Here is a 22,603-nt window from a genome sequence, read left to right on the forward strand (position 1 = left end):
CAGTGGCGCCACTCTGGAGCCTTACGTTACGTGAGGGTCAACCCTTGATGCAAAAAAAAACGACTCCCTCGGGAGCCGTTTCGGCGTTCTTTATCGTAGCACTAGCTGTGCTTATGCTGATCGCGACGACAGCGTTTGTCGTAGTGGCGCACCCACCAGTATTTATCGCAGACTTCCTCATGGCCGCTCACGCGCGCCCCTGCAAGCCACAATACCGCACCAACGAAGATGCTCAATATCGCGCCGTGCGCGAAGTATTGCGGGAGGTCAATCTGAGGTAACTGGTTTAAAATGGAATAACCCACGCCGGCTACCATCACGAACAGCCCCAATCCCATCAGTACGTTACCGAGTAACGAAGCGTTTTTGCGTTTCATGTGTCACCTCCGGAACTTTGGGTTGTCAGGGGAAAAGCCCCTAATCCTTGTGTGTAAAGTATAGACAACGCCCCTTTTATGAGTTGCGTGAATGATCACAATTACAGATAAGTCCCAAACAAAAGTTTACAAATAACACTTTGAACAGCTTGAAATTCTAATGGTTCAAATCAGAAATTATTCATATTTCGCTGGGAAGATCGCAGAATTTTGTCAAGCGGCGCGCCAGACAGTAAACTACGCGCCAGATCTGGAACCCATTAGGAATTGAATCGTGACGATTAAACTGATTGTCGGCCTCGCCAACCCCGGCGCAGAGTATGCGGCCACCCGCCACAACGCCGGGGCATGGTACGTCGATCTGCTGGCCGAGCGGTTACGTGCTCCCCTGCGTGAAGAACCTAAATTCTTCGGGTATACCTCACGTATCAACCTTGCTGGCGCGGATGTTCGTTTACTGGTGCCCACCACCTTTATGAACCTGAGTGGTAAAGCGGTGGCGGCAATGGCAACGTTTTATCGCATCAATCCGGATGAAATTCTGGTCGCACACGATGAGCTGGATCTCCCGCCCGGCGTGGCAAAATTCAAGCTGGGCGGCGGGCACGGCGGCCACAACGGCCTCAAAGACATCATCAGCAAGCTGGGCAATAACCCGAATTTCCACCGTTTGCGCGTTGGAATCGGCCATCCGGGCGATAAAAACAAAGTTGTCGGTTTCGTACTCGGTAAGCCCCCGGTTTCTGAGCAGAAACTGATTGACGAGGCGGTAGACGAAGCGGCGCGCTGCACTGAAATCTGGCTGAAAGATGGGTTAACCAAAGCGACAAACCGCTTACACGCTTTCAAAGCGCAATAATCCGCCCGATTCGGCTTTTTTACCGCGCGTCATGCGGGTTACGTGTATAATAGGCGTAGTTATTTACTTTTCATCAATCGGTTATCGTTAACGGATTGATTATCAAGATATTAAGGTGATTTAGAAATGGGATTCAAATGCGGTATCGTCGGTCTGCCAAACGTGGGCAAATCCACCCTGTTTAACGCGCTTACCAAAGCGGGTATCGAAGCGGCGAACTTCCCGTTCTGTACCATCGAACCTAACACCGGCGTTGTGCCAATGCCGGACCCGCGTCTGGACCAGCTCGCGGAAATCGTTAAGCCGCAGCGCATTCTGCCAACCACCATGGAATTCGTGGACATCGCGGGCCTGGTAAAAGGCGCATCCAAAGGTGAAGGCCTGGGTAACCAGTTCCTGACCAACATTCGTGAAACCGAAGCGATCGGCCACGTTGTGCGCTGCTTCGAGAACGACAACATCATCCACGTTAACAACAAAGTGGATCCGGCTGACGACATCGACGTCATCAACACCGAGCTGGCGCTCTCTGACCTCGACACCTGCGAACGCGCTATTCACCGCGTGCAGAAGAAAGCCAAAGGCGGCGACAAGGACGCGAAAGCAGAACTGGCTGCGCTGGAAAAATGTCTGCCACAGCTTGAAAACGCGGGCATGCTGCGCGCGCTGAAAAACCTGACTGAAGAAGACAAGGCGGCGATCAAATACCTGAGCTTCCTGACCCTGAAGCCAACCATGTACATCGCCAACGTTAACGAAGACGGTTTTGAGAACAACCCGTACCTCGACAAAGTGCGTGAAATCGCGGCGGCTGAAGGTTCTGTGGTTGTGGCGGTTTGCGCTGCAGTTGAATCCGACATCGCTGAGCTGGACGACGCCGACCGTGAAGAGTTCATGGCCGAGCTGGGTCTGGAAGAGCCGGGCCTGAACCGCGTGATCCGCGCGGGCTATGAGCTGCTGAACCTTCAGACCTACTTCACCGCTGGCGTGAAAGAAGTGCGTGCGTGGACGATCCCTGTGGGTGCGACAGCTCCTCAGGCGGCCGGTAAGATCCACACCGACTTCGAGAAAGGCTTTATTCGTGCGCAGACTATCGCGTTTGAAGACTTCATCACCTACAAGGGTGAGCAAGGCGCGAAAGAAGCAGGCAAGATGCGTGCGGAAGGGAAAGACTACATCGTTAAAGATGGCGATGTGATGAACTTCTTGTTTAACGTTTGAGTTGTTTTGAATGAAAAAAATCCACGCTTTGGCGTGGATTTTTATTCCGAGATAAATTCCCCGGTTAATACTAAATTTAAAAAATCCCTTCTTTGAGAGGATGATCTTTTATTCCTCCCCAAGGGTCATCTAGCAAAAACTTAGCAGCAATAGCTTCTTTTGCCGGCACAAGAGTGAAATTATAATAAATTTCATCTCCTTCACAAATCTCATAAAAGAGTGAATAAACTTCATCGTTCACATCTATATTTAAATCGAATTTCTCAGTTGCAGAAGCGATTTGCAGCTTATCTTTATCCGTAATGAAAAATGGCACAACAATACAGCGCTGAGCATTTTCATCCAATTTGAAAGCATTCTCTATTTTGATATTGACGTTTGCTCCAAACGCGTCCTCTGGTAATGGATCGAATATAACATAATCCTTGTGTAGAACAGCCCCTTGAGAAACATTGCCTTTTCCCCACTGACTCAGCTTTTCGTCATAGTCTCGGGATCGTAACAATATTTGATTATGCGAAATTAGTAGATCTACTTTTTGCATGCTCTTATCACTCATAATATTACATCGTATTTTATTTTTGTTGTATCTGGCAGTTCTGAAAAAATAATCTATATTTGAACTATTTTTTTAAAAAAATGCACGATTTGGCGTGGGTTTTCCAAAATACTGAACTAAGCGTTTAATAAAAGCAAAACTATAACATAAATATACTATTACTTTCTTTATCAATTTCCAGGCTTCCTAATGCTCCAAGATCTAAAGAATAAATATCATCAGTACCCTTGCACAGATTCAAAAAATACCCAAGATCACCATCTTGACCAATCAATAAAAGGTCAGGCTCAACCTCTTGGATTGCATATGCATTATTTCTTTCAAGCAAATCAAAACAATTGAAAACATAAAGCTGGTCACCATTTGCTCGTTGAATTTCATAAAAGTCAGCGTACTTGACATTCTCAATTATAAAGCATTTATATTCAGATGGTAAAGAAATGTGCATAAGCTTTTCAATTTCATTTAGCTGATCAATTAAATTTTGTTTTTCCATACCAACTTGCCTTTAAGCTAATAAGTCATATATAAAATAAACATTATTACTATTAAACTATTTCTATTGGTCAAAATATTTATACGAATCCCTAAGCGATTTTCTTCCCTGCTGTTTTAGAACACATGCATCAATCATTTCTTTGTAACTGATATGAAACTATTGTTTCAACGTTGCATACTAATCTCCAGGCTAAGCTCTACGGGTTCGTTGAGTAGAACCTATATTAGCATATAGACTGCCTGATGCGGATTTAAGTAACTTGATTGTTGCGAACCCGCGGCTGTCTGATGACTTCCGTCAGGCGGTTGTACGTGACCTTCTCTGCAGATCCTTCGAGCAGGCAACCGTCCCGCTCTTCCCTTACCAGGTTGCGGTAGTCGTAATCCCAGCGGCGCGGCGACGATGGGCATTGCCGGTAAAGAAGACCCGACGATGCAGTCGACCAAGGTGGTAGTACTCGCGGCGGGTGGTAAGCAGCTACGGGGGACTATTCTCAGGGTGGAGTTGTTCGTTGCGAGTATAACGACCGCTTATTAAGGGTAACGGTAAGCAAGGCGCGAAAAAAAAATAAGCAAGACACCTGCAAAAGGAAAAAAGACTATTGTTATAAATGGCTACGTGCTGAATTAATTGTTTAACATTTTTTTGGATGAAAAAATCCACGCCAGGGCGTGGATTTGCATTCAGAGATAAACTCCCTCTTCTAATGAGTTTCCAGTAATCGTTGCTTTTGTAAAGGAAACTAGAACATCTGAACCTTGCTTTTTATATTTAACTTCGTAACTACCAGGGTCTAAAGAAATGAACTCACCTGAAATAGCATCTGAGTCATCAGGCTCAAGATCTCCGCCTGTGACATCTTCTCCCGCCCCAATGAAAACCTTTCCAGAAGGTACGCTTAAAAATAGTGACCCGGTATATTCATCAACATCATTTTTAATATGAACTTTATAGGCACCATCATCTCCAAGATTGAGAAATAATAGATTCCCTTTATTTATTTCTTCAACTTCATCTTCTGGAAGACTCCACCAATCTGCATCATCATTAATTCTATGCTTTAATGACATCAAATCATAAATAACTAATGTGGCAGTATCTGTTTGTATGCTTATGATTTTTCTCATGCCGTAAGTAAAAGGCCGGAAATATCTCCCCGGCCTAGTCTATTAGTTAACAAAGCTTTCTATAGATTTTATAACGCTTTTATAGAATTGAATCGACTCTTCACCGATTGGTATATTCTCAGTTGGTGAGTCAATTGTTACGCCATGCTCATCATATATTTTATTTCTGACAGGGTTTTTAAAATAATGTTGTGGTAAGATATCCACTTCGCTCGTTTCGATAGTTTTAAATGTTACGAAGTAACCGTTTTTCCAGCATGAATTATCAGTAATGATTGGCGGCAATAGCAAATTATCTTTTGCCAATACAGCATCTTCTTGAAGCGAAGATGTAAAATAGTCATATATATATATAACTATAGCATTTTTGAATGGACCGACATCTATTTTACCCAAGGAGACCATACCATAGCCTAATCGACCATCATTTAACTGAAAGTAAAAAAAATCACCTTGTTTAGGCCATTTTTTTTGCCTTTCATTTCCTGACACTACTGTTAATCTGTCGGCCATTTTACATTAATCCCATTATTTTTAAGCCAATTTTCGCCCCACGAAACAGCATCTGAGTATAACTTCCTTGTCGGACTTATGCTATTTATAGAGTTCTCAAAATGAGGGTTGTTGTGAATAACTGCTTGTTCTATGCTCCGCGCATGACCACGATTTAACGGTTCTTCAGTAATTCTAACTAATTTGTCGAACCTTTCACCATGCTGCACAGCACGGATATCAACATCCTTACTGATACCTACATAGACAGGTTTACCGTCTCTATATCCTAAATAAACATGGGTGTTATTCCCACCTTTTGCCTTTCTTTTAATCCAGTCAGCAAAAGACATGTTTCTCACTGACCGTTTAGGACTCCCATTTTTGCAAGCGGTTAAACCTATAGGATCCACCCACCCCAGCGCATTCGGCGCATACTGGTAAAGGTTTATCCCCCCCGCCAGCCCTATCGGGTCCTGCTGCGTAAACCGCCCGCAGTCCGGGTCGTAATACCGGAACAGATTGTAGTGCAGCCCTGTCTCACGGTCCAGGTATTGCCCCTGCATGCGCAGGTTCTGAGAATATCCTGATACCTGCGTCTCGCTTTCCCGCAGCAGCTTGCCCCAGGCGCTGTTCACCCCTTCCCAGCGCACCTGCCCTTCGATATCCGTCATCCGCTCCGGCGTGCCGTTGGTCTGGCAGTGGAACCAGAAGATCTCCGGCGCTTCCACGCCGTCAATACGCGCCAGCGGATCGTAGCTGTCCTGATCGCTGTAGACGTAGGTGAGCGGCACATCCCCGTGCACCTCCTGCAGCAGACGGAACCCTTCCCAGACAAACCGGGTTGTGACCGGCTTGCCGGTTGGCTGTCCGCCCAGCATCTGGCGTCGCGTTTTGCTGATGCGTCGCCCGAGCGGATCGTAGCGGAAGCTGACCTGCGTCTGCGGCTTGTTGCGGTCCCGCGGCTGGCTGATGACTTCCGTCAGACGATGCTCACCGTCGTAGCGGTAGTGCCAGCGGGTCTGGCCGTTATCTTTTTCCACGGTGCGGCCGTGGATGTCATAGCGCCAGCGAATGCCGTTCAGCTGCGTCAGGCGGTTGTGCGTGACCTTCTCAGCAGCCCCTTCCAGCGGGTTACCGGCAGCGTCCCAGCGCCACTGCTCCTGGCCGGGCAGCGTACCGTCCTGAACGAGCAGGCGCCCGGCGCTGTCATACTGCCAGCGGTACCAGCTGAACGGGTTATCGTCCCGCTCTTCACGCACCAGGTTGTTGCGGTAGTCGTAATCCCAGCGTCGGGACCAGCGGCGCGGCGACGGGCGCTGCGCATTGCCGGTAAAGACGTCCCGGCGATGCAGTCGGCCAAGACGATCGTATTCGCTGCGGGTGGTCAGCAGCCCCTGAGTGCGGCTGGTCTCCCGGTGGAGTTCGTCGCGGGTAAAGTCGGAGACCGACAGCTTATCGAGAGCAATGCTGAGCAGATGCCCGCTGCCGTAGTAAAACTGCTTGAGCTCGCGGCCATCGGGAAGCGTGATAGAGGTCCGGTTGCCCAGCGCGTCATACTCCCACGCCAGCTCGCCGTGCTCGCCCGCCTCGCGCGTCACGCGACCAAGCGCGTCATACTCAAAGGCCAGCTCCTGCTCTGCCGCGGTGGTCCACGCGTCGGCTGCAAGCGCAGGATGCAGCCCAATCCGGCTTAACAGCCCGGACGGCGTGTAGTGATAGCGTGTCTGCCCCTCCGGCGTGGTGCGGGCGACCAGCTGGCCGCTCGCGCTCCAGGCGAAGGCATGGGTGATGGCCTCAGGATGACCGGTGGCAAACGTGCGTGCTATCGTGCGTCCGCAGGCGTCATAGCGATACTGCGAGGCTACGCCATCGAGCCCCACCTCTTCCAGCAGCAGCGAGTCCGCGCCCCAGCGGAACTGATACGCTTCGCCGTTTTCGTTTTCCAGGGCAATCAGACGCCCGCGGCTGTCCCAGCGGCGACGGACCTCTTCACCCTGGGTATTACGCGTCGCGGTTAATCGCCCTGCCTCATCGTATCTGAACTCACTTTCCTTACCGTCGGCGCCCGCATGCTTCACCGGCAGGCCGCGTTCGTTCCATTTGAGCGATTCCGTCCAGCCTTCCGGGCGATCGAGCTGCACCGGACGCCCTGCGGCGTCGTAGCGATATCGCGTCTCTTCCCCGTCGGCGCCAGTCTCGGCCACCAGCCAGCCCAGCGGATGGTAGCGGTAGAGGGTAATACGCCCGGAACAGTCCGTCGAACGAACAATCTGCCCGGCCTCGTTGTACTCCTGGTAGCGGCTGTTTCCGGCGGCATCAACCTCTTCAACGACCTGGCCGAACTCGTCCCGGCGCAGCTGCGTGGTCTGCCCCATCGGGTCCACCACGCGCTTCAGCCCGTGATGTTCGTCGTACCAGAACCGGGTGGCGCTGCCGTCGGCTTCGATAATGGCCGCGGGAAGCGCGCGGTGTTCCAGCCAGGCGGTGGTGCGGGTATTGCCGTCGGCGTCGATCTCCTGAACCCGGTTGCCCATTTCGTCGTAGACGAAGGTAACGGCATTGCCGAGCGGATCGATGCGTCGCGTCAGAAGCTCGTTCTCGTTCCACTCGTAGCGCCAGTTTTCACCGCGCTCGTCAACGTAGCGGACAATCAGATTCTGCGCGTTCCAGTAGTGGCGGCGCGTCTGGCCGTCGTAGTGCTCAACGGTCGTCAACCCGGCGGCTAAATCGTAGCTAAAGCGGCAGCCGTCGCCGGTGCTGGTGCGGTTTTCCACCACGCGCCAGTGATCGAATTTTTTCCAGCGGTATTCGCTCTCCAGACCGCCCGGCATCCGGTGCCAGACCATCAGCCCGTGCTCGTTATAGCGGTATTCACGCGTCACCACGCCGGAGGCATCCGTCGCGCTCGCCAGTTGGCCGCGCGCGTCGTAGCCCCACTGCATCAGCGGCCAGGCCTGGCTGCCGTCAAAATGGCTGGCAGCGGTAACGCGCTGCGGGAAACGTTCATCGTCATAGCGCAGGGTGACGTCTATCGCCCGCGGCTCGTCGTGAAGGCCGACCAGCCTGCCGTGCTCGTCCCACTCCGTCAGCAGCGCGTTGCCGTATTCGTCGCTGAGGGAGGCCAGACGCAGGATAGATGGATTCGCCCGGGTCGGTTTATACAGACGCCACACCGCGCCGTCATCATCGGCAATCGCCACGTCGCCGCTCTCATTGCGGCGGATAATGAAGCCTTCGCTGATGCTGTAAAACGCGCGGTCGACAGGCGGCAGCTCGAAGCTCAGCTCGCGCCCGGTTTCGTCGAACCAGGTGGCGTTGTTGTCTTCCAGCGCCAGATAGCTGTCAAAGGTGGTTGCCCAGCCCAGACCGAACAGCCCTTCCCGGGTGGTCAGGCTGTTATAGCTGCGCTGCCAGCGAAGCGGAAAGCGTCCCGGCAGCGAGAAATCGAGCTCGTCGTCGTCATTCAGCACCTTCACGCCGGTGGCGGCGTGAACCGGGTGCGAGGAGCCAAACACCGCATTCACTGCCATATCGGCCAGCATCCCGCCGCCGGCTGCCGCCAGCGCGCAGGGCATGTTTTTCAGGATCTTGCCCGGACGCCCGCGCAGCAGGGAGAGCGCAATCATCCCCAGCGCCAGACCCGGCGTTTTACCGCTTTTGATATCGCGAACCGTGAGCGTGTCCCCGCCGATGATTACGTTCGGGGAGACGTCGTCGGAAACGGTGCCTTCGCATGTGGTGCGATCTTTGGCACGCACCGCGGGCTGCCCGTTGATAAAGACGCTTTTAGAGCCTTCCGCCAGATACTGCGGCCCGGAGTGCTTTTCGCACGCCACCTTATCTTCTTCCAGCGGCGAGGTTCCCGCGGCGGCAGAGGCCACGCTCGGCTGCCACATTTCGCTGCCAAACTGACCGGCAGCGGATAGTAGCATGCCCGCGTAATCGGCAAAGCTGCCCGGCGACTGCGGCTCGGGGGACGGGGTATCGGCGGGCGTCAGCGTGCCTGCCGCGCGCGCGGCGGGGATTGCGTTGGTGAGAACGTTACTGGAACCGGTAGTGATTTTACCCGCAGGCGAAGGCGGGAAAAGCGCATTGCCTAACCCCTCAGCGGCGTTGCTGATATCGTCGGTGATCCCCGCCACGTTCGCCAGCACGCCGCCAATGATGCCGCTTAACAGACAGCTGGATCCAATTGCCGCCACGCCCGCTGCGGCCGCCCCTGCGCCCAGCAATGGCGCCGCTACGGTTGCAGCTGCGCCTACCGCCGCGCCGATCACCGCATAGGCGGCACCCTCCGCCACAATGCTGGTGATGTCAGCAAAAATGCTGGAGTGAATAATCTCGTCGCCCTTACGGGCCGCGTTGTTATCGCTCATGCCTTACACATTCCGGTTGTCGTTTAGCGTCAGACTCTGCTTAAGCGCGCTCCAGCGCACCTCGTCCTCTTCGGTGAAAGCCCTGAGTGCCGAGAGGGTAAAAATCATCAATACCGGTTTACCCGGCGTCTGCACGGCCAGCTGTTTTTGCCACAGGCGCTGCCCGTTACGGTCAAAGGTGGTTTCAACTTCCAGCCCGTTAATTTTTCCGTCAGGCCCGGCTTTTACGTTCCGGAATTCGCTCTGGGCAATTTCGCCCATCTGAGGACGCAGCACATCCCACTGGCGGTGGAACTCGTGTTCATAGTCGCTGCCATCGGGGATAACGCCGCGGCTGACCACCACGGACAGCCCGCTTTCGTCATCGCGAATAATGTTCATGCTGTTATCCTGCCAGGCAGCAGGAAAAAGGGAAAACGAACCTTCCTGGAGGGTGTATTTCATAAGTGAACTCGGGATGATTAATATTGTGAGAAACAAAAAGCCAATCCATGCTGGCCCTCTGGCTGGCTGTTTTATTATTTACGCCATTGACCTGACTGTTCGACTAAAACATGGCCGCCTTTGCTGACAACCAATTTCGCGGGTGCATACGTCACGGTGTAAGCGATATCGCCATTCTCGTACGTTGAGCCGATTATTTTACCTGCGGAGTCGTGCAACGTTTTTCCCTTTAAGGAGATCGTACTGTTATCACTTTTGCGCACGCCGAGATAAACCATCTGGTCACATTCGCTATCAAAATGGCCGCACCTGTTAATCAGAGAAATAGCGAACTTTTCGGTATCCAGTTTTCTGGTTTCAGCGTTATGAACCGAAGCGGCTTTACGTAACGTATAACGCTGCGGAGCATAATAATTTCCATTTTGAGGAGGAGTAGCTAAACGCCATTCCATTTCACTCCCCCTTATTTCCAGAACAGCACGTCCGCCTGGGCCGCCAAACGATGAGTTGAATTCAATATTGGCACGATTGCCAGCGATCGTACCGGTAAGATTACGCTCATCATCTTCCGGGCAATCTATGCGGTTTCCTTTCTGGGATATATAGCAATAAGACCCGGTGATACGGTTGCCTGATTCAGCTAACCGCAGGGTTAACGTCGAGTCGTGCCCGAATTCGCCAGACCACTCCCCGTCAAACGCAAGTTCTGACTGGCTGTTCGTTGCAAAATGCATCGCATCAAATCTGGCAGCCCACTGCTGAATATCGGCATTAATAACCGGGCTATTATCTGAAGACTGGTAATGAATAACGTCCGACTCCGGAACCACCCAGGCCGCAAAGATTTTGCCGTCAGGATCGATAACCAGCGCTGACGCGTTCTCCAGATAGAGATCTTTTAGCCAGCCTTCAACAAACAATCCGCCACCTGCGGTGGTATGCGGTTCACCGAAGACATCAAAGTTATCAATAAAGATCTGGTAATGATTTCCCAGCAACGTCCTGAGACTGTCTGTTACTTCGCTGTCGTTAACGATGCGGCTAACCGTTTCGAGCTTATTGTATTGCGATAATTCAAGCGCCGATGACGCTTCAACGACGCCAGCCAATAAAGCCGTGCACAATACGGCTGCCAGATATTTTTTGGTCATAAATCACTCTGAAGAACCATTTTCGTAATTCATGGTTATTTTCACAACCTTACTGTCTTTAACCTCAAAAGAGAGCAATTTCTTACCCAATTCATAGGAAATCCACTGCTCCCCGGAATCATTTTCAACCTGGCCATCGCCGTATGCATTGTTCAGTGCTCTGATTGTTGAACCCACATGAACTCCACGCGGCGTTAAAATATCTGAGGCAGTCAGAGTAATCTGGGAGACGATATAATCATCAACGCTTCGTTCAGCTTTATCCCAACAGAGATTGGAAGTGAATATTGCTAAACCATCCTTTTGATGCTGGTAGAATTTATAGTTCGTTCCGTCAAAAGGAACCTCACCGACAAAATGGCCTTCAAGCGGCACGTCAATTTTACGGGCAATATCAGGAGTCCATCTGTCGCCTAATGCGACAGGCTGGCCTTTGACCTTGACGGAAAAATCCTGTTTTGTCAGAACGGGCGGCATAGCTTCTGCCAAAACCGCATTGCTGCTCAGACAGGTAAACATCAGGGCACAACAAAGAAATGTCGGAGTATGTTTTTTCACATTAGTTGTCATTCAATGAATATTGATTGCGCTTCTCACCACTGGAAACATCGCCAGGACATGGAAGCAGCGTTTCTTATTCGGCGCTTATGACGACTGAACCCAGACAGTCAGGATTTTTCACGGTGAAACTGAAGCTCACCTTTTGTCCATTCATATCTTTTGGCGCTGTATAGCTGGTCACTTCGTTCTCAGAGCGGCCTCGTGGATAATCAGTTAACGTCAGTTGCGGATAATGCTTTTTAACGGTATCGAGAGTGATGCACTGGCCTGACGGTGAAAAATTCAGTAAGGGTGCCATACCGCCACTTTCTTTACTTAAACGTAAATCAATTGCAGTAATGTTCGTTCCATCCGCCAGTTTGATATCGTCGGCATTGTAGAAATTGATATATTCATTTCCTTTCAAAAGTTTAAACGGCAACGCGGCATTACTCAGATTCATGACGGATAGCGTTTTGAGTGAAGCACTCATCCTGGAAATGAACATCCAGAGATCATTTATCTGCGCATCTTCTCCAGCCATTCCTGTCGTTAATATCGCGACAAGTACCGCGCCCGCCTTACTCACCTTTGGGCGTAAATTTCGCCTGTACCGCCGCATCGATGTCTCCTTTGTGTCCTTCACCCGGCGCGGTGGTTCCGGGTTTTGCACCAGAAGTATTCAGATGCAGCTTACCGCCCGTGGTGATATACCCATCCCCTTCCACGAAGAAGTTAAACTCTTTGCCGATCAGGTTAATCTTGCCGTTAGCGTTCAGCTCAATGGCGCTCTCACCGGAGACCAGCCGCAGCTTCGTCCCGGAAGCAATCACATACTGCTCCACCGCCGCATCCAGCTTGCCTTTCCCCGTCAGGATCTCGGTTCCGCCTTTCACGGCCTGGGTTTGGTTCGCTTCCACGCGATGCAGTTCATTTTTCTTCACGTAATGGCTGCGCGCCCCGCCGACGCTGTGCGTTTCATCGTTCTTAACGCTGGTGTCCATGTTGCGCTCGGCCTGGATCCACACCTGCTCTGCGCCCGCTTTATCCTCAAACCGCAGGGCGTTGGCATTGTCGACTGAACCGTCTTTCGTGCGGCTCATAAAGCCCATCTGCGTCGCCGCGGCAGGCAGCGCCCACGGCGGCATGCTCGCGTCGTTGTACACGCGCCCGGTAATAATCGGACGGTCCGGATCGCCGTTGATAAAGTCCACCACCACCTCATCGCCGACGCGCGGGATTTGCACCCCGCCGTAGCCCTGGCCCGCCCACGCGCTCGACACGCGCACCCAGCAGGAGCTGGTGTCATCGCCTTTCGCCAGGCGGTCCCAGTGGAACTTCACCTTCACGCGACCGTATTTGTCCGTCCAGATACTCTCGCCCTTCGGCCCCACAACCTTCGCGGTCTGCGGGCCGTAGGTGCGCGGCCACGCCGTGGTCTGCGCCGGACGGTACACCACCGCCGACGGAATCACCGTGAAATCGGTACGGTGAATGGTTTCCCCCTCGCCGCTGGCGTAGCGGTTCTCTTCGAAATGATAGCCCGCCGCCGTCACCAGATACTCACCGTTGTCGCTGAAGAACGGCGCGTTGGTTAACGTGAAGGTGTGGCCCGGCGCAATCCCCGCCGCCGTGGCGGTGGCCTGAATCTGCTGATGCTCAACCTGCCAGCGCTCCTGGCGGATGCGGGCATAAAACTCCCCGTGGCCTTTGTCCACAAAGCGCCCCGGCCAGTCGTACACGTCGATGCTGCCCGGCTTCGGCGACGCCGGGTTCTGCTGGGCCTGGAACAGCCACGCGTTCGGCTTGCGGAAGTCATAGTCGTCAAGGCTGTAAATTCCCGGCGTCACGCTGTCCTCCAGCGCCCACTGGCTGATGCCCTCCTCATCCGTACTGCCGCCTGACGGCGTCTGGTGGTAAGGAATGACCTCATAGCCGCTGAACGGCTGATGCTGCGTGGCGGCGTCGGTCAGTACCAGGGTGTGTTTGTCCGCCTCATGGCTGAAGTGATACGCAATCCCCTCCAGCTCCATCAGGCGGCTGATGAAGTCCAGGCTCGACTCCTGATACTGCACGCAGTAGTCCCACACCCGGTAGCTGCCGGTGAGCTTATCCTCAACGTTGACCTGATGCTCGCCAAGCAGGGTTTTGACAATCTGCGGGACCGTCTGCCCCTGGAAGATACGCAGGTTACGGTCGCGCTTCATCGGCCACAGGTCCGGCTCAACCGTCAGCTGGTACACCGCATAGCGGGTGCCCGTCAGCTCGACGGCGCTGACCGCCACGCGGGTAATCTTGCCGTTAACATAGCGGGACGTCAGCAGGTTCTGCGTCGGGATGGTCACCGTGACCGGCTGGCCCAGCAGCTTGCTGCGGTCAATGCGCGCGTCCGTGCCGAGCACGGTCAGCGTCAGCGCGAACGACTCGGACATCGCCTCGCGGCCCGTCAGTTTCCAGAACAGAAGCCCCTCCACCGGGAGCTGAACGGTAATTCGGTTGAGCATAATCTTTATTCCATCTAGCTTATGCGATTCAGAAAAGAGGTTCGCATCTGTGACTGAGCGTAATTCTAAGGGTTCACCAGCCAGGTGCCCGGCTTGGTGATATCCAGCGTCTGGCCACGCGTTCTTCCGTTGCCCTGGAGTTCAATCTTCACCTCACCGGCCGGCAGCTTGAGCGATGCATAGCCGTTGGTCGCCGGACGCAGCGCTTTTGGCTCGCCGTTAACTTTCAGCGTTTCGCCGTCGAGGATGCGGATATAGACCAGCGCAACCGGGCTTTCCACAGGCGGAGTCTGCTGGGCCGTCGCCTGCTCGTTAACCTTCGCCGTTTCCGGCTTCACGTCCGGCGCGTTTGCGGCGGTCTCAGTCGGACGCGTCTCTGCCGGTGCCTGTGCAGCCCGCTCGGGAGCATCGTTACCGCCGCTGAACAGCATCGCCCCGGCGACAATACCCACCAGCACGCCTGCGGCAACCATGCCAGGGATCTTGTAGCGGCGCCAGTCGAGCAGCGAAGCCGGTTTTTCGTCTTCGACCGGAACCAGCATCGTGCCGGGCTTTTTCGCCGTCAGCACGTCGTTGATCCCGGCGACCGGCATCTCTATCAGCGCGGCGAACTCGTCGATGGACTGCGGACGGTCCTCCATGTGCAGCGCCAGCGCGCGGTCGATGGCCTGCAGCAGCGGAATGGAATAGCCCTGCGGCATGATCTCCACCAGCGGTTTGCAGGTATCCTGAATCGAGCGCACCACGCTGACCGGCGGCGGAGAACCCACAATCAGGGTACGCAGCACCGCGCCGAGGGCGTAAATATCCGTCCACGGGCCCTGCTCGCTTTCGTTGTCGTCGGTGTACTGCTCGATCGGCGCAAAGCCCGGGCGCAGCATGGTTTCCGTTTCATCGGAAAGGTTACCGATGGTGCGGCGCGCGGAGCCGAAATCAAGCAGCACCGGCAGGCCGTTATCCTGGATCTGAATGTTATCCAGCGAGATGTCGCGGTGCAGATAGCCTTCGTTGTGGATGGTCTTGATCGCACCGAACAGCATCGGCAGCGTGCGGCGGATCCAGGCCTCGTTGATCAGCTCCGGCTTTTCCTCGCGCAGGCGCGAAAGCGTGGTGCCGCTGTAAAACAGCGTCCCCATGTAGGCCGTGTCGTTTTGCACCCAGAAACGCAGAACGTGCAGCAGGTTCGGGTGGTTAAAGCGCGCCAGCAGACGCGCCTCCTGAATAAAGCTGTTCAGGCCTGCGGAAAACGCTTTGCCAAAACGCTCGCTGCGCAGCACAAGGGTCATGTCGTCGCCGCGCACGGCGAGCGAGGAAGGCATAAATTCTTTGATAGCGATAGTGCGTTCGAGCTGGTGATCCCACGCGCGATAGACGATGCCAAAACCGCCGCCGCCGATCACCTCTTTGATTTCAAACTCGTTGAAGCGGTACCCGACCGGGAGCGCGTTTGGGACAGTCCGATTGTTATCATTATCCGTCATCTTTTACAGTTCTCTTGATGATTATTACGCGGCAAACTGACAGTGAAACTCGCCCTGCTCGCAGGTGACGTGCAGACGTCGGTACTGCTCGTCGCTGCGGCTGGCGGTAAGTAAGATCTGGCTCATCTGAGGCAGCAAGGTGTTGGTCAGAATAGCATCCACCATGCGGCCACCGGACTCCACCTCGGTACAGCGCTGAACAATCTGTTCCACTACGCTGTCGTCAAACTCAGAAATAATGCTGTGATTCTCTTCCAGACGACGCTGAATGCGCTTGAGCTGCAGGCGAACAATCTGCCCCAGCATCTCGTCGCTGAGCGGGTAGTACGGCACCACCAGCAGGCGGCCCAGCAGCGCCGGTGGGAAGACCTCCAGCAGCGGCTGGCGCAGGGCGCCGCTTAACGCATCAGGCTCCGGCATCAGCTCCGGATCGGCGCACATGGCGCTAATCAGGTCGGTGCCGACGTTGGAGGTCAGAATAATGATGGTGTTACGGAAATCGATGTGGCGCCCCTCGCCGTCTTCCATCCAGCCTTTATCAAAGACCTGGAAGAAGATCTCGTGGACGTCCGGGTGCGCTTTTTCAATTTCGTCCAGCAGCACCACGCTGTACGGACGGCGGCGCACGGCCTCGGTTAACACGCCGCCTTCACCATACCCTACGTACCCCGGAGGCGCACCTTTTAAGGTGGAAACGGTGTGCGCTTCCTGGAACTCACTCATGTTGATGGTGATAACGTTCTGCTCGCCGCCGTAGAGGGATTCCGCGAGCGCCAGCGCGGTTTCGGTTTTACCGACCCCGGACGGGCCGCACAGCATAAAGACGCCCACCGGTTTGTTGGGATCGTCCAGTTTCGCCCGCGAGGTTTTCACGCGGCGGGCAATGAGATCCAGACCGTGACGCTGGCCGATAACGCGCTGGTTAAGCGTGTCGGCGAGGTTGAGCACCGCGTCGATCTCGTTTTTCACCATCCGGCCCAGCGGGATCCCGGTCCAGTCAGAGACCACCGCGGCAACCACGTTTTCATCCACCGCCGCAAACAGCAGCGGCTCATCGCCCTGCAGGGCGTTCAGCGCCTGCTGCTGTTCCGCCAGCTGGCCGCGCAGCTCGGCGCTATCGTCATCGCCCGCCGCGAACAGCGCCGCGCGCAGGCGGATAATCTCCTGCACCAGGCTGCGCTCTTCTTCCCAGCGCTGGGCCAGGGCTTCGCGTTTTGTCTCATACGCGTCGCGTTCGGCGAGTAAAGCGGTTACGCGATCGGCGTCACCGGCTCCCACGCGCGCTTCGCGTTCAGCAATCTCAATTTCCACGTCCAGCGCGGCAAGGTGGCGCAGGCAGTCTTCCAGCTGCGCAGGCGGCGCGCTCTGGCTGACCGCAACGCGGGCGCAGGCGGTGTCGAGCAGCGCAACGGCTTTATCCGGCAGCTGACGCGCCGGGATGTAACGATGCGACAGCTTCACCGCCGCGCTGACCGCTTCGTCGAGCAGCAGCACCTGGTGGTGCGTCTCCAGCGGCGACACGGTGCTGCGCAGCATCAGAATGGCTTTCGCTTCGTCCGGCTCGTGGACCTGCACCGTCTGGAAACGGCGGGTCAGCGCCGGGTCTTTCTCGATGTATTTTTTGTATTCCGCCCAGGTGGTGGCGCCGATGGTGCGCAGCTGACCGCGCGCCAGCGCGGGCTTCAGCAGGTTCGCCGCATCGCCGGTCCCCTGCTGGCCGCCTGCGCCAATCAGGGTGTGGATCTCATCGATAAACAGAATAATTGGCGTGGCGCTGGACTGGACTTCGTTAATGAGCGCCTGCAGCCGGGCTTCAAACTCGCCTTTCATGCCTGCGCCAGCCTGCAGCATGCCGATATCCAGCAGCCACAGCTGAATATTTTGCAGCGGCTCCGGGACGTCGCCGTCGGCGATACGCAGCGCCAGCCCTTCCACCACCGCCGTTTTCCCGACCCCGGCTTCCCCGGTCAGCAGCGGGTTGTTCTGGCGGCGACGCATCAGGATATCCACCATCTGGCGGATCTCCTCGTCGCGCCCGACAACCGGGTCAATCTTCCCTTCGCGGGCGCGGGCAGTCAGGTCCTGGCCGTACTGGGCCAGCGTCCCCTGCGCCGCCGGTACCGTACCCGCCGGTGCGTCTGCGGCGGCAGCGGCCTGCTGCGTCTCCTTGCTGTTGGCGCAAATCGCGTCGAACTGCTCAATCAGCACCTCGACGTTAAGGCGGGTGAACTGCGACGAGATGCTTTTCAGCACGTTGGCCAGGTTCCAGGTTTTCAGCATGCCGATCAGCAAATGGCCGCCGCGAATACGGCTGACGCCAAACTTCAGCGATCCGAACACCCAGGCGCGCTCCACGGCGCTGTCGATATGCTCGGAGAGATCGGAAACGGAACTGGCGCCACGCGGAAGGACATCCAGCGCGGCCACGATATCGCGGGTCAGCTGCTGTTCATCGAGGGCAAAGTGGCGGATGACCTGCTGCAGATCGCCATCCTGCTGCTGCATCAGCTGATGCAGCCAGTGCACCAGCTCAACGTACGGGTTGCCGCGCAGCTTGCAGAACGCAGTGGCGCTTTCCAGAGAGGTAAATAACAGCGTATCCAGTTTGCCGAAAAGCACGGCACGGCTAATTTCTGACATGTTAGTTTCCATTAACTATGATTCGGTATACGGAAGGATTACCGCTCTGCGCGATACACCAGATCGCCACGCGGGACAGGCTGCGGCTGAAGGCCCAGCCAGGTGTTATAGCCTAATCGCCCATTGCTGCCGAGCGTGGTGCCCTGCACCGCGTCTTCACGCAGGATCACCCGCGTTTCCCATTCAAACTCCACCCCGGCGTACTGACGCACCCAGTCGCGCAGCTCGGTGACCCACGCTTCACCCGGCAGAAAACGGTTGTACTCCTCCGCGCTCAGCGGGCCAATTTCGATGCGAAACTTATGCTGCACGTCGCGGACGGCAACGCCGAGAAAGGCGGATTCCCCCATGCGCGGCATGCGGCGTCCTGCTCCCAGCTGCGCCTGCTCGCGCGTGGAAAGCGGCATCCACTGCGGCACGTTGCTGATCAGTTTGACCGGGGCTTTAAAATAGTTGCGCAGGATCTTCTCCAGCCCCTCCGGATCCCGCCCGTGACGGGTCAGGTGCCCGGCGTGGGTAAAGCGGGCATGCGAGCTCAGGCTGCCTTTGTTCATCTGCCCCGGCTGGCCCATGCCAATCAGCGACGCCAGGTAGCCCTCAAAGCGCCTGTTATCAGCGCGATCGAGGGAGACGGTGGGTTGCGCATCCGCCCAGGCGCGGTAAAACAGCAGCGCCAGGCGATGATGGAACAGGTCGGCAAACGCGCTGAGGCTGGTGTCCTGATGATGATAAATTCGCTCGCGGGCGTATTCGGTCATATGGACCGGCAGCGGGCCGTTCGGGCCAAACAGGCCGAAACTGAGGATAGACACCTCGTGCAGCCCGCTTTCCTCCCGCTGGCGGACCTGAGCCAGCGTCGATGGTGCAAAACTCATCGACGGCTGCTGGCCGATGCGCAGCGGCTCAAATTTCGGCAGCGGCGCGCGTCCCAGCGGGTAGCGCTCGCCGCCCTGGGCATCAATGCGCCTTAACAGCTGAAACAGATCGTAGCGCCAGGGCGTCTCGCGAACCCCTTGCCAGAACGCGTCCGGCAGCCGGGTCAGGCGATGCACGCGCAGCGGTGCAGTGGCAGCGTCACTCATATCAGCGCCCTTTTACCCATGCGCGGCGCCCAGTAGCCAATCTCGCCGCGCTGCTGACTTTTCAGGGTGAACTCCGTAAAGCTGTTGATGGACACCAGGCGGGCAAAGAGACGTTCCATCACGCTGCCAAAGAGCCACGGGCTGGCGCCGGAAAAGGCACGCTCATCGACCGTCAGGGTAATGCCGATCCCGCGGGCGAAAACGACCGGGCCGGGTTCAGGCACGCGGCGGTGAACCGGCTCCAGCACGCAGTGGCGTACCCCCTCCACCTGACGCGCAACGGGCGTTTCTGCCAGGTTGGCGTACAGCCCTAACAGCTGGCGCAGCGCGGCCGCGCCGTCTTCGTTTTCGCTGTCCATCAGGCTGAGGTAGTTCATCTGCAGCTGGCTGATGAGCCGCCAGGTGCTGAACCCTTCCGCCAGCGCCGGACGCGGCGGCGTCGGGCCTTTACGCAGGGTGAGGAATTTCACCGGCATGGAGTCGGCCATAATGAACTGCCCGAGCTCCTGCTGCAGCATTAGCGGCAGATCGCGGCTGGTGCAGAGCACCTCGGCAGAGATATAGCGCAGGTTGTCCTGCCACGGCGCGTGCTGTTCATCCACCAGCGAAACAAACACCTCCGAGCCGATATAGCCGGTGCGCGTGCCGTAGCGCAGGGCGTGCTCGGACAGCACGCGCTGTTCGCGGCGCAGGGAAAAATAGGCCCCGTAGTTGCCCGCATCGCCGCTCCAGGTGCTCCAGAATGGACGAAACGTCTGGTCATCGCGCTGGCCGTCCGCGCTGCCATAGATTTTTTTGACCGCGTAAATTTCATAATCCAGCGGACGAATGTTATCCACCACCAGATGGTATTCATGCTGGCCTTCATTCAGCTTCTGACGCGCCGCGACCTTTGGGAAAAGGTTGATGACCGGGGTACAGTGCAGCGCCAGATGGCTGGCATCAACCACGCGCTCCAGCTGTTCATCCGATTTATCCAGCAGAATGAAGATGTCGAAGGCTTTTTCGCCTTCACAGCGCTCGATAAGCTTGCCCAGACCGCTCAGGCTAATGAAGCGGAAACGGGCCGGAAACGCGAAATACTCCTGCAGCAGGCGATAGCCGTCAAAGTTGCGCAGATCGTCCGGAAGCAGGGCCTGGTCAGGCTCAAAGCCTTCCTGGCGCAGCGCGTCAGACGCCAGCAGCTGCCGCTGCGGCTGCGGGCTGACCGTCTGACAGACGATCCCGGCGTGATGCTCCATCACCAGCTCCAGCAGCTTCAGCGCTTCAATGTCCGGACCGCCGAGGAAAAATTCCAGACGGTCGAAATCCAGGTGCCCGAGGTTTTGCGGGCCGTCGCAGGCGATGCGGATCCGCAAGGCGCTGCCGATCCCCCGCTGGCTCAGCCCCAGCTGCGCGAGCGGCAGATCGGCGGGCACGCCGCCCAGCTCGACCTTATCGATTTTCAGCGGCAGCAGGTTGACCTCGTGCGCCGTGGTATAGCTGCAGGTCACGCCGGTTTTTTTCAGCGCCAGGCTGTCCATCATGGTACCGCGCGGCACAATGAAGCCCTTGCTCAGGTCGCCCCGGCTGCTGTCGGGCTCAATCTCCGCAATCGCCATCGACGGCGTGGGCGCGAGATAGTTAGGCGCAATCATCTCCAGCAGACGCTGGGAGAAGCGCGGAAACTCCGCGTCCATTTTCATCTGCACGCGTGAGGTCAGGAAGGCGAAGCCCTCCATCAGACGTTCGGTATACGGGTCCGCCACTTCGATGCCGCGCATGCCCAGCCGTCCGGCGACTTTTGGATAGCGTTCGGCAAACTCGGCCCCCATTTCGCGCAGGTAGGCCAGCTCGCGGTTGTAATATTCGAGCAGTTTACTTTCCATGATTACCCCGCATCTTTCAGTTCAAAATGGCCGTTTTCCAGATCGACATCGGTACGAAACAGAAACTCCAGCGGGTACGGCACACACCATAAACGCCCTTTGATCTCGATGGAGAGCACGTTGTGCAGATCCAGCGAGGAGGTATCCGACACGCAGCGGACCTGCAGCCCCTGCGGTAAAATGCGCGGCTCAAAATTGATGATGGCCTCGGTGAGCTTGCGCTGAATGTCGTGCCATTCGATATCCGACATTCTTTTCCCGGCCAGCGGCGCGACGCCGAAGTTGACCACCGAGCGCTTGACGTGCGGCAAGGCGCTCAAATCGCCGGAGGCATCGTGGTTGATGGTGTTAAACAGCCACTGCAGATCGCGCAGGACGTTGCGGCGCAGGGCGGCGTGGGTGATCAGATTGCTGTTGGCCGACTCGCGCTTTTTTTCCGGCTCATTATCGGTGAGACGATCCAGCAGCGAGGGCTGCATTTTGTCGCGCGCCCCCACCTTCTCCTGCTTGCTGCGGGCTTGCCAGCCGCTGCGCAGCAGATCGCCTTCGCCAGCGGGATTACTCATCGGCTCCATCCGTCGCAAACGTCACGAGGCTTAAGGAGAGCAGCGGGTATTCGCTTTGATCGCTCAGCCAGGCTTTCTGGCCCCTGCCTTCGTAAAGGGTGCCGTCTTCGTCGAGCGGCTGCCATTCGGTGGTGCGGCCCAGCCTGACCGCATCAGTGGCATCGGCAGCAAACGGGTAACGCGCCGGGATCTGACACACCTGCTCCGTACCGTCGGTCAGGCGCACCAGCGCGTGACGCCAGACCAGATCGGTCACGCTGGCGGGCGCCTGGAAACGGATCTCCGCAATGGCGCTGAACGGCAGCCAGAAATAACGGCCGTTCACGATGGTTTCGCAGACCGGGCCGAGACCGGCGTCGCCGTCCATCAGCCAGTCAAAGGCCTGCGTCTCCTCGTTTTCGAGGATAATCTGGCCGGGGGTGGCCTCAGCCCGATCGAGGGCGTCCAGACGCAGCGCCCGGGCGCGCTCGCCCTCCTCGCTAAGCGCTGCGGCCAGGGTCGTCAGCCAAGGCCACTGGGTTTCTGGCATGGCCGGACGCGCCTCTCCCGCCATCACCTGCGCGCGCTGCAGCTCGCCCTGAATGGATTGCTCCAGCAGCGTGACGGTGGGCTTCGCCTGAGGCTTCAGCGCCAGCCAGCTTTTCAGCTGGGTCAGCGCGCGCGTCCAGTTGCCGCTGAGGGTTAAAAACTGCACGAACGCGGCGCGGAGGTCGGCATCCGCCGGACGGGCTTTGATTTCAGCTTCAAGGCGCGCCAGCGCGTCGCTGAGCGACTCGCCCGCCAGGTGTTGATAGAGCGTATTCATAGCCATTCC

Annotated in this window: 20 protein-coding genes and 1 pseudogene; 2 read left to right on the forward strand and 19 right to left on the reverse strand. The window is 56.3% G+C overall.

The genetic code is table 11. The annotated features are described in order from the left end of the window. Nucleotides 1-101 precede the first annotated feature (101 nt). Nucleotides 102-377, reverse strand: coding sequence for a stress-induced protein YchH (ychH, locus tag HB664_RS15685; RefSeq protein ID WP_023312132.1), 276 nt, complete (start codon nt 375-377; stop codon nt 102-104). Between the two features lie 274 nt (nt 378-651). Here ychH and pth point away from each other — a divergent pair, with 274 nt between their 5' ends. Both pth and ychF read left to right on the forward strand, forming a co-directional pair. Beyond that, complete coding sequence (gene pth / locus HB664_RS15690) at nt 652-1,236, forward strand: aminoacyl-tRNA hydrolase (RefSeq protein ID WP_023336005.1); 585 nt, start codon at nt 652-654, stop codon at nt 1,234-1,236. 126 nt (nt 1,237-1,362) lie between these two features. Next, entirely contained in the window at nt 1,363-2,457 is a 1,095-nt protein-coding gene (gene ychF / locus HB664_RS15695) for a redox-regulated ATPase YchF (protein ID WP_010432886.1), read from the forward strand. A 76-nt stretch (nt 2,458-2,533) separates the two neighbouring features. Here the strand turns inward: ychF and comJ are convergent, their stop codons facing one another. The 18 genes and pseudogenes from comJ to HB664_RS15780 all read right to left on the reverse strand — a co-directional run bounded on the left by comJ (nt 2,534) and on the right by HB664_RS15780 (nt 22,594). Further along, nucleotides 2,534-3,001 (reverse strand): competence protein ComJ, encoded by a 468-nt coding sequence (gene comJ / locus HB664_RS15700; RefSeq protein ID WP_258235808.1) that lies wholly within the window; start codon nt 2,999-3,001, stop codon nt 2,534-2,536. A 154-nt stretch (nt 3,002-3,155) separates the two neighbouring features. After that, on the reverse strand, nt 3,156-3,512 hold the full coding sequence (locus HB664_RS15705) for an SMI1/KNR4 family protein (protein WP_094934685.1): 357 nt from the start codon (nt 3,510-3,512) through the stop codon (nt 3,156-3,158). 63 nt (nt 3,513-3,575) lie between these two features. Beyond that, the gene (locus HB664_RS23000) at nt 3,576-3,650 is read right to left on the reverse strand and encodes a hypothetical protein (RefSeq protein WP_112778127.1); all 75 of its coding nucleotides are present in this window, start codon (nt 3,648-3,650) and stop codon (nt 3,576-3,578) included. Nucleotides 3,651-3,804: 154 nt separating this feature from the next. Next, a pseudogene (locus HB664_RS23005) lies at nt 3,805-3,992 on the reverse strand (RHS repeat protein); the annotation flags it as partial. Nucleotides 3,993-4,198: 206 nt separating this feature from the next. Continuing rightward, nucleotides 4,199-4,642, reverse strand: coding sequence for a DUF6386 family protein (locus tag HB664_RS15715; RefSeq protein WP_094934686.1), 444 nt, complete (start codon nt 4,640-4,642; stop codon nt 4,199-4,201). A 42-nt stretch (nt 4,643-4,684) separates the two neighbouring features. Continuing rightward, the gene (locus HB664_RS15720; protein ID WP_094934687.1) at nt 4,685-5,155 is read right to left on the reverse strand and encodes an Imm26 family immunity protein; all 471 of its coding nucleotides are present in this window, start codon (nt 5,153-5,155) and stop codon (nt 4,685-4,687) included. Continuing rightward, nucleotides 5,140-9,513, reverse strand: a complete 4,374-nt coding sequence (locus HB664_RS15725; protein ID WP_258235809.1) for an RHS repeat-associated core domain-containing protein — start codon at nt 9,511-9,513, stop codon at nt 5,140-5,142. The genes HB664_RS15720 and HB664_RS15725 overlap by 16 nt, the downstream gene beginning before the upstream one ends. Nucleotides 9,514-9,516: 3 nt before the next feature. After that, entirely contained in the window at nt 9,517-9,957 is a 441-nt protein-coding gene (locus HB664_RS15730; protein WP_094934688.1) for a DcrB-related protein, read from the reverse strand. A 74-nt stretch (nt 9,958-10,031) separates the two neighbouring features. Next, nucleotides 10,032-11,108 carry a hypothetical protein gene (locus tag HB664_RS15735; protein ID WP_219939769.1) on the reverse strand — a complete coding sequence of 359 codons (1,077 nt, stop codon included), beginning with the start codon at nt 11,106-11,108 and terminating at the stop codon, nt 10,032-10,034. A gap of 3 nt (nt 11,109-11,111) precedes the next feature. Then, the gene (locus HB664_RS15740; protein WP_258235810.1) at nt 11,112-11,666 is read right to left on the reverse strand and encodes a hypothetical protein; all 555 of its coding nucleotides are present in this window, start codon (nt 11,664-11,666) and stop codon (nt 11,112-11,114) included. Nucleotides 11,667-11,742: 76 nt separating this feature from the next. Further along, nucleotides 11,743-12,192 carry a hypothetical protein gene (locus HB664_RS15745; RefSeq protein ID WP_258235811.1) on the reverse strand — a complete coding sequence of 150 codons (450 nt, stop codon included), beginning with the start codon at nt 12,190-12,192 and terminating at the stop codon, nt 11,743-11,745. A gap of 37 nt (nt 12,193-12,229) precedes the next feature. Then, nucleotides 12,230-14,152, reverse strand: a complete 1,923-nt coding sequence (locus HB664_RS15750) for a type VI secretion system Vgr family protein (RefSeq protein WP_219939770.1) — start codon at nt 14,150-14,152, stop codon at nt 12,230-12,232. 65 nt (nt 14,153-14,217) lie between these two features. Then, nucleotides 14,218-15,633, reverse strand: a complete 1,416-nt coding sequence (locus tag HB664_RS15755) for a serine/threonine-protein kinase (RefSeq protein WP_219939771.1) — start codon at nt 15,631-15,633, stop codon at nt 14,218-14,220. Nucleotides 15,634-15,657: 24 nt separating this feature from the next. Further along, nucleotides 15,658-18,273 carry a type VI secretion system ATPase TssH gene (tssH, locus tag HB664_RS15760; protein ID WP_033145786.1) on the reverse strand — a complete coding sequence of 872 codons (2,616 nt, stop codon included), beginning with the start codon at nt 18,271-18,273 and terminating at the stop codon, nt 15,658-15,660. 38 nt (nt 18,274-18,311) lie between these two features. Next, nucleotides 18,312-19,355 (reverse strand): type VI secretion system baseplate subunit TssG, encoded by a 1,044-nt coding sequence (gene tssG, locus HB664_RS15765; protein ID WP_219939772.1) that lies wholly within the window; start codon nt 19,353-19,355, stop codon nt 18,312-18,314. After that, complete coding sequence (gene tssF / locus HB664_RS15770; protein ID WP_219939773.1) at nt 19,352-21,223, reverse strand: type VI secretion system baseplate subunit TssF; 1,872 nt, start codon at nt 21,221-21,223, stop codon at nt 19,352-19,354. The genes tssG and tssF overlap by 4 nt, the downstream gene beginning before the upstream one ends. 2 nt (nt 21,224-21,225) lie before the next feature. After that, nucleotides 21,226-21,789, reverse strand: coding sequence for a type VI secretion system baseplate subunit TssE (tssE, locus tag HB664_RS15775; protein WP_033145789.1), 564 nt, complete (start codon nt 21,787-21,789; stop codon nt 21,226-21,228). Then, nucleotides 21,782-22,594 (reverse strand): type VI secretion system accessory protein TagJ, encoded by an 813-nt coding sequence (locus HB664_RS15780; protein WP_219939774.1) that lies wholly within the window; start codon nt 22,592-22,594, stop codon nt 21,782-21,784. Before HB664_RS15780 ends, tssE begins: the two co-directional genes overlap by 8 nt. Nucleotides 22,595-22,603 lie beyond the last annotated feature (9 nt).

This window comes from Enterobacter sp. DNB-S2, from assembly GCF_019443845.1.
GTDB classification, from domain to species: domain Bacteria; phylum Pseudomonadota; class Gammaproteobacteria; order Enterobacterales; family Enterobacteriaceae; genus Enterobacter; species Enterobacter asburiae_B.